General features: G+C 58.9%; 6 protein-coding genes and 1 pseudogene. 5 read left to right on the forward strand and 2 right to left on the reverse strand.

Translation table 11 applies throughout. The features are described from left to right. Nucleotides 1-256: 256 nt before the first annotated feature. A complete protein-coding gene (gene istB / locus HNV26_RS34500; RefSeq protein ID WP_171445161.1) occupies nt 257-1,039 on the reverse strand; it encodes an IS21-like element helper ATPase IstB in 783 nt (260 codons plus the stop codon). 51 nt (nt 1,040-1,090) lie between these two features. Next, on the reverse strand, nt 1,091-2,659 hold the full coding sequence (gene istA, locus HNV26_RS34505) for an IS21 family transposase (protein ID WP_171445162.1): 1,569 nt from the start codon (nt 2,657-2,659) through the stop codon (nt 1,091-1,093). Between the two features lie 86 nt (nt 2,660-2,745). On the opposite strand from istA, the pseudogene HNV26_RS34510 reads away from it, so the two are divergent. From HNV26_RS34510 to HNV26_RS34530, 5 genes and pseudogenes are all read left to right on the forward strand, one after another. Beyond that, nucleotides 2,746-3,645 (forward strand): annotated as a pseudogene (locus HNV26_RS34510) (IS3 family transposase); the annotation flags it as partial. A gap of 429 nt (nt 3,646-4,074) precedes the next feature. Beyond that, the gene (locus HNV26_RS34515; protein ID WP_171445163.1) at nt 4,075-5,391 is read left to right on the forward strand and encodes a hypothetical protein; all 1,317 of its coding nucleotides are present in this window, start codon (nt 4,075-4,077) and stop codon (nt 5,389-5,391) included. Between the two features lie 411 nt (nt 5,392-5,802). Beyond that, entirely contained in the window at nt 5,803-9,750 is a 3,948-nt protein-coding gene (locus HNV26_RS34520; protein WP_171445164.1) for a tetratricopeptide repeat protein, read from the forward strand. An 11-nt stretch (nt 9,751-9,761) separates the two neighbouring features. Continuing rightward, nucleotides 9,762-11,963 carry a hypothetical protein gene (locus HNV26_RS34525; protein WP_171445165.1) on the forward strand — a complete coding sequence of 734 codons (2,202 nt, stop codon included), beginning with the start codon at nt 9,762-9,764 and terminating at the stop codon, nt 11,961-11,963. Between the two features lie 99 nt (nt 11,964-12,062). Beyond that, nucleotides 12,063-12,716 carry an IS701 family transposase gene (locus HNV26_RS34530; RefSeq protein ID WP_253817327.1) on the forward strand — a complete coding sequence of 218 codons (654 nt, stop codon included), beginning with the start codon at nt 12,063-12,065 and terminating at the stop codon, nt 12,714-12,716. The last annotated feature ends 79 nt before the right edge of the window (nt 12,717-12,795 follow it).

Raw genomic sequence — 12,795 nt, forward strand, 5'->3', positions numbered from 1 at the left:
CTCCCCGAACCCCACCCTGGCCGTGCAGGAGTTGAAGCGCATCGGTTGAACTCTCTCACGCGACAACTACCTTGACGCTCACCGTCCTGACGGTGGCCAACAGCGAGGAGTTCCGGGATGCCTCACTGTCAAGGCTCGGCCAATCAGGTCGCTGTTCGGTCCGGCCAATGCGGTCCTGACACGAGGAGCCCAGAAAGCGCGACGGCGTGGACCGCGCGGGTTCGGCCAAACCGGTCCGACGGGGCACAGCCAGGCGTCAGCGTGCGGGAGGCTCGACCAGGGCCGCGCGCGGTGCGCGGGTGCGCTTGGCGAGCGGTGGGTTGCGGTAGCTGTCGCCCTCAATGGTGAGGACATGGGAGTGGTGCAGCAGCCGGTCCATGGCGGCGCTGGCCAGCAGCGCGTCACCAAACAGCGGAGGCCACTCCTCCAGGGCGCGATTGGAGGTAATGCAAGTGGCCGCGCGCTCGTAGCGACGGCGGACAATCTCGTACAAGTCGATGCCCTCCTCACCCGTGAGGGGCCGCAGTCCCAGGTCGTCGACGATGAGCAGGGCTGGAGTGGTGAAGCGAAGGAGGCGACGCTCGTAGCTGTTGTCGGCGCGTGAGGCTCGCAGCTGCGTGAGCATGTCGTGGGCGCTGACGTAGAGGACGGCGTGGCCGGAGCGACAGGCACGCTGGCCCAGCGCCTGGGCGAGGTGACTCTTGCCGACGCCCGCCGGGCCTACTACCAGCACGTTCTCGTGCCGCTCGACAAAGGTGCAGGTGCCCAGCTCCAGCACCTTGGTACGCGGGACGGAGGTGTTGAAGGAGAAGTCGAAGTCCTCCAGGGTGCTGGGCCGCTCGAAGGCCGCTCGGCGCATGCGCACGTCCAACTGCTTGCCGTCGCGCCGCTCCACCTCGTCGCCGAGCAGCCGGTAGAGGAATTCCGTCAGCGACAAGTTGGCGTCGGCCGCCTCGCGGCAGCGTACTTCGAGGGACTGCAGCAGCCCAGACAGGCGCAGCTTCTTCAGGACGGGGACGAGTTCGTCATAGGTACTCATGCGGGGGGACACTCCTTGCGCGGGGTGGGACGGCGGGGACAGCCAGGGGCGCTAACGCAGCAGCGTGCGCACGTCGCGCGCGTAGCGGGGAGCCGGCGGCGTAGCAGTGGCGGCGGGCGTGGCGATGGCCAGGTGCCCGTCTTGGGGCAACGGCTGCAAGTCCAGGCCGCGGCGCAGGATGTCCTTGAGGCCCTGGTAGCGCAGGTTGCCGAAGTGCAGCGCCCGGCGGCACGCGGCCTCGGCTCGCTCTCGCGGGAAGCCCTCCAGGTGCACCACCATGGCCTGCACGCAGCGCAGCTGGCTGAGGACGTCATCCGTGTCGAAGACGGCGCGCACGTACGCCTCGGTGTGGGGGCCCACCCGGGCCGCCCGCGTCTCCCAGTGGCTGCGGCTGCGGTGGCGCAGGGCTGCGCGCGCCTCGGGCAGGTGCGCCTCCACGGTGCTGCGGTGGCCCTCGCCGCGCAAGGGGTGGGTGGCCACGCGCTCGTCCTGGGCGTACACGCGCACGTCGTGGGCCGTGACGCACAGCCAGACGCGCTGGCCGATGAGACGCCAGGGCACCGAGTACAGCCGTCGGCCGTACATGACGTGGGCATCGCGGTGCACGCGGGCCTCGTGCCACACCTCGGGCGCCCACGCGGCCGCTGGCAGCGCACGTAGCGCCTCGGCCTCCGCCTCCAGGAAGAGGAGGCGTGGCTGACGCCCCGTCGTGCCGTGCACGCGCACTGACGCCACGTCCCGCAGCCAGCGCTGCAGGGCGGCCTCGCACTCGCGCGCGTCCTCTCCGGCCCTCCCGGCGAAGAAGTTGCCCTTCACATAGCGCACGCCCGCCTCCACCTTGCCCTTCTTCTCGGGGGCGCGGGGTGGGGCCGGGTCGACGATGAAGCCGTAGTGACGCGCCAGCGCGCGGTAGCTGCGCTGCAGGGCCCTTTCGCCGTCCACCCCGAAGGCCGTGCGCACCACCGCCGCCTTGAGGTTGTCGGGCACGATGCAATGGGGCACGCCGCCGAAGTACGCGAAGGCGGCCTCGTGACAGCGCAGCCACGTCTCCACGCGCTGGTCGAACACCAGCGTGGCGAAGAGATGGCGGCTGTAGCCGAGCACCATGACGAACACCCAGGCGCGCCGGAGCGCCCCCGTGTCCGCGTCGTACAGCCGGCCCACTTCACCGAAGTCCACCTGCGCCACTTCGCCTGGGGCCGTCTCCACAGGGATTGCGACGTCTTCTTCACTCACGCCCTGGGCCCGACGCACGCTGCCCACCAGGCGTTTGACCGCCGAGAGGCTGCCTGCCGGCCCCCCTGCCTCCATCTGCAGCCGGGTGAAGATGGCCTGCAGCTGCAGGCCCTTGGCCACCCACGCTTCCACCTGGGCGCGGTGCGCCTCCAGGCTGGACGTCTGCTGGGGCACTGGCGGGGCCGCGGGCCGCGCTGACAGCACCGCGGCCTTGAGCACCTCGAGCTCGGGGAGCACCTGCACGTCGCCCTGCAGCAGCCCCGCCGCCTCCAGCACGCGCCGGTAGCTGCGCTCCACGTCCACGCCCATGCGCAGCACCCGGGCCACTTGTCTCGCGGGTGTGCCCAGGCGGTGCAACCGCACCAACTCCTGCAGCCGGTCCATTTCCACTCTCCGGTTACTCACGCCACTTCCCTTTCCAAGGGAAGTCAGCGTGGCCTGTCGGCGAGACACCCGAGTGGACCGGTTTGGCCGAACCGGTGCGGACCGGTTTGGCCGAACTCACCCCGACCGGGTTCGCCGAACTCCGGAGGACCTGTTACGCCGAGCTACGACAACACTCACCCAAGCAGATTGTCCCCAGGCTGGCGGACAGGGGGGAGTACGTGGCCAGCGAGGCGAGCTTCTACCGGGTGCTGCGTGAAGCAGGGCAGCTGGTCCACCGCGGCCGCGCCAAGGCCCCTGTGCCCAGGCCTCGGGCCGAGCACACCGCCACTGGGCCCTGCCAAGTATGGAGCTGGGACATCACCTACCTGAAGGGCCCGGTGAAGGGCAGCTTCCTCTACCTATACCTCGTGGTGGACGTCTTCAGCCGCCGCATCATGGGCTTCGCGGTGCACGAAGAGGAGTCGTCCGAGCATGCCGCAGCCCTCATCCGTCGCTCTTGGCAGGAGGCTGGCTGCCCCGAAGGGCTGGTGCTGCACTCGGACAACGGCGGCCCCATGAAGGGCGCCACGCTGCTGGCCACCTTGCAGTGGCTGGGCGTCACCCCGTCCTTCAGCCGGCCCCGCGTCTCGGACGACAACGCCTTCTCCGAGGCCCTCTTCCGCACGCTGAAGTACCGCCCCAGCTTCCCTCAGCGTCCCTTCGCGTCCGTCGAGGACGCGTGCCGTTGGGTGGCGTGCTTCGTGGCCTGGTACAACACCGAGCACCGCCACTCTGGCATCCGCTACGTCACCCCCGACGACAGGCACTTCGGCCGCGAGGGCGCGCTGCTGGTCCGACGGCACCAGGTGTACCAACGCGCCAACGCCCGTCACCCCGAGCGATGGAGCCGCGACACGCGCGACTGGACACCCGCAGGCCCCGTCCGCCTCGGTCCCTCTCCGAACCTCACCCCGGCAGTGCTGGAGTTGAAGCGCATCAGTTGAATCCTTTCACGCGACATCTACCTTGACGCTCACCGCACCAATCAGGTTCCGCCCGCTCCTACCGAAATAAGCTCTTAGCCTGTGAGATGCAGGGTACTTCGCCGCAGTCAAGGCCGACCCGCTCGCCTCTTCCCGCTTCGTCTCTGCACCCACTTGATGGAGCCCACCGACAGTGCGCGGCGTCCGGGGAAATGCTGCTCAAGGTCGTAGGAGGATGAACACGCTTGAAGAGGCGTCCAGCGCCATGTTCGACTGAGCGCTTCTGCCTCCACCTTGAGAGGAAAGGCTCTTGGAATGGTTGGTCCTCCGCCCTCCCCGAACATCGCCATCACGCGATACATCATTCCGCTCAATATCAGGCTTAGAGCCAAGTTTCAGGGATTGAATGCACGAGTCTTTACGAGCCCTCGACTCAAGAGCAAGGAGCGCTTGAGCAGCCCCAAGTTCGGGTACCTAATTATCGACATAGAAGCCCAGCTCGATCAGATTGACGGAGCGATGGAGAGTGCGCGGCACTCGCGCCCTCGTTTTCTCATCTTGCTTGGTATTCTCAGTTTTCTCAGCGGATACCCCTTCGATGTCGGCGATCCGGAGGAGTCAAGAGGCTCCCTCATTCCCCAGCGAAGGCGATGGAAGAACCTGTCCCTCAAGGCAGAGGCCTTCTTCATCAACGGGCATGACAGAACACGCCACCTGCTCCAACTCCTGCAGCTCTTGTCGTCAGGCCAGGAGGACACCCTCCGGCTCACCGCCTCATTGTTGGACCGGTGGCGAAAGGCTCTCTTCCTCGAACACCAAGGCGATTCCTCCACGGCCTTTCTCGAGGATTGCTTCCTGGCATACTTCCACGTGCTGGAACTCCTCGCAACCCATCATCAAAAGGAACAGGGTACGGAGGCCAGACAAAAGCTCGACTCTTTCCTGAGAGGATTCCTGGCCAGCACCCTAAAGCTCCGAGGCGAACATTTAGAGCAAAGCATCAAAAAGTGGTCTGGCCAGCTTGAACCATTGATGACAACGGCCCAATCCGCCGGATCAAAGATCAAGTATACCCTGGATCGTTACGGGCTGCTGGATCTCAAGACTGCCGCATTGATCGACCAACTGGTCAAGGTACGTAATGCCATCGCCCATGGCCAGCAAGGATACCGCAAAGCGGTTCTCTGGCCTGTCCCTGCCTTTTTCCCACTTCATTCCGATGTGGGCGATTTTCTTGATTTCGCAAAATTTCTCTCAGCTCGCAGCATCTCCGCTCAACTGGGCATGGACGCATGGGATCCACACTGGAGAGCGCTCCATGATGAGCTGCATCCGCCCGCAGACGTCGTCTCCTCCTTCATCCGGAATCAGGCTTTTCGTGCTCTCTCGCCCAGCGACTTCCTTCAGGGCATTGTTGATGGGGTCCGTCCATCTTCCATCACTTGGCTATACATAGACGGACGGATTAAGCTTCCCGCCTTGGAGGAATCACTCCAGGAGGTGTTCATGCGGAGTCGGCCCACCGAGCGCCTTGTCAGAGAACTCTTCCTCCCCGCTATCATTCTCGCAGACTCGAACAACAAGGCTCTCGCAGCATGCTGCCAACGTCTGATTTTGCTTGCCACAAGGAAAGACTGGAGCGGGTTCTCCAACACCAAAGACGCCCTGAGAGCACTGGAGTTTCACGGGCTTGAGCCCACATGGTTTCGCAACTGGCTCACGGAACGAAGCCTGCATGCCCTGATGCCTCCCAGCCACCAGGACTGACTGTAAAGAAGGAAGCATAAGCAGGTCGAAAACAGTCTTGAACGAATCCAAGGCGAAGCGGGAACGGGCAAGGTCCCTGCACTCATCTCGGAACTTGTGGCTACCTACTTAGCTCCACGCACTCCTACCGAATTAAGTTCTAAGCCATAGGGACCGCATGCGCTCCGCTTGGACTATGCGAGACTCTCGATCGGCCGGCCCAGTCCAGTCTTGACGGTCTAAAATTCTCACAGAGGAGCACCACTGAACAGCCCTTGCCTCCGCGAGAAAGATGCCAGCACCCACAGAACGTGACAAATTTCACGCACCAGCGATATCGTGAAAGCCCAGCTACGAGAGAACACCGAAAACACATACCACTCCACTCGTCAACTCGCGCACCCCACTAGCAGCAATCCCCCCAAGAAACCCATGCAAACAACACCACTCAATCACGCCCCCTTTAGCAATAGAAAAACCTTCTACCTGACACACATCACGCCACTCACAGCACAGAGCACAGAGTACCACGACGCAATCAATCACATAGACTCCATCCTTCGCCTAAGCGACAGATTGCTGCTATCAGCGGCCGGCACAATTGACCATGCCGACCTTCCAAGGCGGATCCTAACGATGCTTGCACCGTTAGACCAATCAACAGGAACGGCGACTGAAGCGCTCGAAGCACTGAATCACTGCCTGGAGGCCTGGTTAAAGTTGATCATTTGTCGAATCTCGATCGAAACATACGAAAAGCAGAAGGGAACCCCCAGGTTCAACCTCTATCAGGCAATCAAAGATCTCGACCTACTAAACACTTCCGAGCTTGAACTCTCAGCAGAAAAAGCGCACGAGATAACAGATCTTGTCCGAAAGAGCATTCTGCTAGCCAAGGAATACAGGAACCCGCCGACACATGGTGCCCCCTTAATTCCTCCTCAGCACGCACACGACAGCATTCGCTGCACTCTCTTAACGATGTTCGCCGCAACACTAAAACACAGATCGCGCATAAACGCAGCCCTAAATGGACTAATCACCTCCCCCATCGATGGAACAACACACGGCTCACTGCTCAGAATGATCCGAAGCGAGCGAAGTCGACACCTTGAAGGCTTCTGCGGTCGCGACGGCGACTCTTCTGAAATCATAAAACGTCTAACGCACACCCTAAAACCCACTGGAGGCTACCTACTAGTAACCGCACCTGAAGGCTTTGGAAAATCCGCACTTACAGCCAGAATCAGTGAGTTAACCCACTCCCAAGAACAAACGCTCGGAATTTCAGCGACATCAGTCACACGAGAATGCCCTTGGCTTCCAGGTGCGCTATTTCATGCTGGGAAGCAATCAAAGAATCCTCATGACATTGTTGGCTCATTAATAGCCCAAGCAAACGCGCTCCTTCTAAACCCGGTAGAATTCGAAGCCATCCCACTAGATCCGCTTCCACGAGCCCACAGAGTCAACCACCCCCAAAAATCAACCATCACCCACAAAACCTGGACCACAGCCACCGCCGCCCCTGCAGCAGAAATAGACCTTGCATTCGACAGAAGCCGCACTTCCTCTGATGAATGGCTTCCCCTCAGAATCGCGCTGCACTCTGCCCTGGAAAAACTAGTCGAAGAACGTGGGTCTGCCATACTAATCATCGATTCACTTGACGAAATAAGTCGAGACGGAACCGAACTAGGATTCCTTCCACAACCACTACCAGCGGGCGCAACAGCCCTGTTGACATCCAGGGATGAGAAAAAACTTACAGACTCCGTTCGACGTATGTTTCAACCAAGCGAACTAGCCCTCCCTGGACTATCGCTCGAAGAAGTAATGTCCCTCACTAAAGTAGATGATTACGAATGGAACCGACTGCTTCACAAATCTAGCCGAGGAGCTCCGCTTTACGTACGAGACGCCATCCGTCGCGTCCAAGAAAGAGGCAACTACAGCGCAGTCAACCCATCAGAGGGGCACTACGCAATCTTCGAAGGACAGGTCAAGCACTGGAGAACCCCGGGCTTTACAGAGGACTCAGATCCGCTCTTTGCAAGCCTTCTCCTCCTGTCAGTCTTTGACTCCGTCTCCCCACTGGAGCTGACGCTCGCCCAAAGTTTCCTGGAACGGTCGGGGTTGAATTTATCACTCAGCGCCCTGCGCGAAATACTGTCTCCAGTCTCTGGTCAAATAGAAGGCCTCTCAGAGGGGAGAATCAAATTAGCAGTAAAGGCTTTCGCAGAGTACGTATGCCAGCAGATATATGGAAATCGAGATCTGAGAAAATACATAACACGCGTAGGGGAATGGCTTGCAGAGGAACCAGACGCCGATGCGAAGTTGCGAGCGAGTTTCCTCGCAGCATGGACCGACGAGCGACAAATCAAAGACGCTGGCCAGCGGGAGGCAGCACGCACAATCATACGAAAACTAAAGGAACTCAAAAACTACGACGCGCTCTACAACATGCACACGAAGCGACCACGCAGCACGGGCGGGAATGATGATGATTTTAAGGAGTGTCTTCGGGCCGCTGCCCTCGGTGGGAATTTGCGCGCGGCGCGAACACTCGGCATAAATCTAGGAGGCAAAAAATCGAGATCGGAAATAGCCGAAGGCGAAAAATGGCTGCGCCTCGCTGCAGAAGGGAACGATCTTCCTGCAATGATCGAGCTTGGACTATTTCTGATCGACAGCGAAGATAGCGGCAAGCCCGAATCTCAGATCGAAGGTGAACAGTGGCTTAGGCGCGCAGCAGAACGAGAAGATCCGTACGCAATGACAATTCTTGGCGAAATTCTGATCGACGGAGACAAACTAAAGGCAGCTCCTGCCGAAGGAGAAGTACTAATCAAGGCAGCAGCCGCCAAAGGGAAGCCGTATGCAATGACTTCTCTCGCAATAAGGTACATATACGGACATGGCATTCAGCCATCCGTTGAAGAAGGCGAGCGCCTACTAAGAGCGTCTGCCGATAAGGGAGACGTCACCTCAACAATTATCTTGTCCGAGTTTCTTTTTAGCGGCAAAAAAATCAACAAAGATCCAGATGAGGCGCTCCGTCTTCTTCGCCACCTAGCCGAGAACGGCGCAACTAGAGCAATGGTCACTCTCGCCCAGCGCCTATTTGAAAGCGACGCCCCACACAAGAACACGTCCGAGGGAGAAAAGTGGTTACGAAAAGCGGCAGAGGAGGAACATCCCCGCGCAATGTTCATCCTCGGCTCCAGACTAATCGAAGGCGACGGACTGCGTCGTGCAGAAAAAGAAGGGGAACGGTGGTTGAGGGCAGCAGCCGAACGTGGCGCCGCTCCAGCACAACGGTCTCTAGGCTTGAGATACCTCGACGGAGACGGCGTCAAGAAATCATCATATGAAGGCGAAAAGTGGCTTCGGCGGGCGATCGACTCCGGCGAGATTGAGTCGATGACGATTCTGGGAGCCAGGCTGCTAGATGGCCGCAGCATTCGTCGAGATCTAGTAGAAGGAGAAGGGCTACTCCGAAAAGCTATAGCTAGCGGGAGTATGAGTGCCGCCCATGTTTTAGGCATGCGACTACTGGACGGCGAGTTCCTGGAAAAGGATACCACCGGGGGCGAACTGCTTCTCAGGAAAGCAGCAGCAGAAGGCTACCTCCCCGCCATGACAGAACTAGGCGAGCGGATAATTGATCAAAGGGACGTTTTCGCCCCTATAGAGGAAGGCATCAAGCTTCTAGAGGATGCAACACAAGCAGGTTCGTCAGAAGCTGTGCGAGCCTTGAGCGTCAGACTATTTGAAGGCACTAAACTACCCCAAGACGACGCGCGCGCGGAGAAACTCCTTAGAGACGCCATTACCCAGGGCGACGATGAGCTAGCCCATGTGCTTGGCCGATGCCTCTATCTTCGCGGAATTAGCACCCAATCTCAATCCGACCTGGATGCAGCCAGCCTAGTCATGCTTACTGCATGGCAAAAAAACGCAAGCACGTTAGGGGGAACCAACCTTGCGTACATGATCAGGCGCAACGAGATGCCCAAGTCCAAGCCTACCCCAAGCATCGACACCTTGCTGAGCACTGGCCTTCGCAATTCCGAACCCTTCGCACTCGTCAATGAAGCACTGCGAAGAGCCGCTGGCATCCAATGCAAGGTTGACTGGAAGCAAGCCGACACCCTCATTCAAAAAATAAAAAAGGGAAGACAACTCCAAGAAGTGATCGACTGGTGGCATGATCGCGCCAGGGCACAAAAGGACCCAGAGGGCCATCTCGTCCTTGGCCTATTAACACGACACAATCACATCCAAGATCCCGACAAGCTAGATGCCCATAGTCGCTTGACGCTAGCAAAACAAGGCGGATGGGACATCCCATCCTGGCTATTCTTTCCCGCCTAGTAGGCCTCCCCATGACACAACCCAACTGGACACTCACACTAGATGAGTCCGGGAATTTCGAATCAGAAGATCACAAAGAAACACTGATAATTGGCGGCGCGCTAGCACCAGATGAAAAAAATTCGATTACAACTTCATGGACCGGCCACCTAAAGAAGCTATGTCAAGACATGAATATCGCAAATTGGCCCCCACATGCCACAACCCTTCCTTGGAACGCTAGAGAACACATCCTAAAATCGCTGTCGCAAAAAATCACAAGCCACGGCGGACACTGGCTCTTTGTCGTTAAACACACGCAATCGTCAAACAAGAACAAGCTTAGCATCTATGCGCACATGCTGAGCGAAACGGTAGATATTGCCGCGAGAATTTCGGCTCTCCATGGTGCGCGCACACTCAGTATTTACGCCGCCTCGCGAACTATTCCTGTATCCATGGTCGATGCAGAAATTGCTAGAGACAGAGGGCTTGCACTTCAGGTCAACAGAACAAAAGACACCGCCAGCGACCACTCAATCTGGATCAAGTCGCACAGCGAGGCTGAGATTCGACAATCACTAGATGCGCTCTCCAGAGAGCGCCAAGGCCTATTAATGGCGTACCCACGCCCAAGCACAATCAGGGCGGAAACGGCTCATTACGGAGGAGCACACCCGGGAATTTTCTACGCAGACTTTGCCTGCAACTTTCTCCGAAGAACTCTTACCCAAACAAGCTTGCCTATCCCCCACGAACGCGAAGCCGTTTTGAGTCAAGCTAACATGACCATAATTGATCATGACAGCCTGGAGGGCCTTCGAGAACTGGATCGTGCTTTAAGGGAAGATCCCCCTGATTTGTTGCGGGCTGCACGATTCGTCGAGGAGCCCAACAACAATTTATCCACAAGAAAATCCACCACGCCCACTCCCGCACACGTCGCAACACACAAAGGTTCTCTTCTTGCCGCAAAATTAATTTGGGACAGATCTTTATCCCATCTCGGCAACTCACTCTTAAGGCGCAATGCAGCCTCCACGGGAATCACTTTGTCAGACAGAGTTCAGTCTGCTCTATCTACCAAGTCTGGGAATTACAACAGCACATGGACGGCCCTCGATGCCGGCTGGGCAGGAGGTGGCACAGTTGCCCGTTCGGTGCGTCGGCATCTCGCGACCAACCGTGAAGCATCTGCCCGACTTTGGAGGCAAGCTCTCGAATGCGCCAACCATAGGGGCGACATCAGCTCTGCCCAAACGGCTCAGACGGAGTTCACCGGCATACTTCGTCACGGAATTTCCATTTCACTGCTTGCAGAGGCTCATCAACTAGACGTGCTCTCGCACGTCTATCTCCAAAACCACCTCCCGTGCAGCGAGGATGCAATAGACGACATAGTGGCAAGGCTCAAACAAGCCGCAAACACGCTCATAGCCAGGGCAGATGAGGCAGGTGTCTTACTCGGACTCGCGTCTCACAAGTACCCAGACTTATCCTCAATGGAATCATCGCCAGATGCTCTAGAGGCAGCCATTCCACACAGTCCACTTCAAATTCGAGAATGGCACGGACCAGACCGAGAGCGAGGGCAAATGTATGGAACGGCGTCCAGGACACTTGCCTTTTGTGGGGAACACGAAAAAGCGATACATCTCGCGCTGCTCGCACGTCGTCATTTTGCCGGCTCTCCGGAAGACCTTCGCATCAACGCCGCCATTCTAGCGCGTATCCTCATTGACCGCTGCAGAATAACTCCTGGCGCAGGTAACGCCGGACTTTCCGAAGTCCTGGCGTCAGCAGGCATTCGCGACTTCATGTCTCCTGCGGAAGCATCTCGAACGATAAAGTCAGACATGTCGGCGAGATTCACGCTGGATCTGATATTGCGCACACTGCTTTGGGCTCCAGGAGTAATACCGGAGTCCCAATGGATAGATGCGCTGTGCTCCCGCGAAAGGAAGGCAATTCTCTCTACCCTTTCGGCGGGACATCTAGGTTCGCATCCTACGGAAATGATTGCTCGCCATGCCGGCGAGTTCCTTCTACAGCACAACAAAAGAGAGATGTCGGACTTGTGGTTCACTCTTTCACGCCGCCTCGGCGAAACTGCGCCGCCGGAAAGCACTTTGTACAGGATAAGTGTCTTCACCAACAAACTAGCAACAGAACCAGAGGCTGTCCCTGCTGGCCGTTCAGGCTCCGTCTTGAATCCCAACTTCGAGTACCGTTAACGCAGTATTCAGCAGAGCTTAGTCCTACAGTTGTAGTTCGGAAGAAGCCCCAGCCTCTTCCCTGTTGAACGAACAGGAGGGGGAGGATCGAGGCTTCCCATGTCGTCGACAATCGACGCGGAGACGCGAGCGCACGAGGTGCGCCTGGTCGACCAACTTGGCGCGGAAATGGAGGAGGTAGGGGCTTGGCTGCAGCCCCACTTCCGCAGGCGCGAAGCACATGCCGCCGCAGTGGAGTACGTGAGGGCGCTGCTGGGGCGCGCGCAGCGGAAGAATGCGTGGGGCCTTTCAGAGGACGCGGGGCACGGCACCCCGTATGCATTTCAGCACCTGCTGCTGCGCGCGAAGTGGGACGCGGACCTGGTGCGCGACGACGTCCTGGAGTACGCCCGAAGGAGTCTGGGGGAAGGCGGGGTGCTGGCGGTTGACGAGACGGGCTTCTTGAAGAAGGGAGACAAGTCCGTCGGCGTGGCGCGCCAGTACACCGGCACCGCGGGCAAAATCGAGAATGCGCAGGTGGGCGTCTTCCTCTCGTATGCGACGCCCCGTGGGCACGCGTTGGTGGACCGGGAGTTGTACCTGCCAGAAGCCTGGACACAGGACGTGGCGCGCCGTGAGGCGGGCGGCATTCCAGAAGACGTCGACTTCGAGTCCAAGCCAGCCCTCGTTCAAGGCATGCTGCAACGGGCATTGGCCTCAGGGCTGAAGCCGGCGTGGGTGGTGGCGGTGAGCGTCAAGGTAGTTGTCGCGTGAGAGAGTTCAACCGATGCGCTTCAACTCCTGCACGGCCAGGGTGGGGTTCGGGGAGGGGTTGAGGCGCACTGGGCCTGCC

The sequence above is a fragment of the Myxococcus xanthus genome, from assembly GCF_013116825.1.
GTDB classification, from domain to species: domain Bacteria; phylum Myxococcota; class Myxococcia; order Myxococcales; family Myxococcaceae; genus Myxococcus; species Myxococcus xanthus_B.

What these genes read in the sequence shown, in the direction of transcription:
- istB (WP_171445161.1), bottom strand. Translation starts at nt 1,039, where the DNA reads ATGAGTACCTATGACGAACTCGTCCCCGTCCTGAAGAAGCTGCGCCTG.
- istA (WP_171445162.1), bottom strand. Translation starts at nt 2,659, where the DNA reads ATGGACCGGCTGCAGGAGTTGGTGCGGTTGCACCGCCTGGGCACACCC.
- HNV26_RS34520 (WP_171445164.1), top strand. Translation starts at nt 5,803, where the DNA reads ATGCAAACAACACCACTCAATCACGCCCCCTTTAGCAATAGAAAAACC.
- HNV26_RS34525 (WP_171445165.1), top strand. Translation starts at nt 9,762, where the DNA reads ATGACACAACCCAACTGGACACTCACACTAGATGAGTCCGGGAATTTC.
- HNV26_RS34530 (WP_253817327.1), top strand. Translation starts at nt 12,063, where the DNA reads ATGTCGTCGACAATCGACGCGGAGACGCGAGCGCACGAGGTGCGCCTG.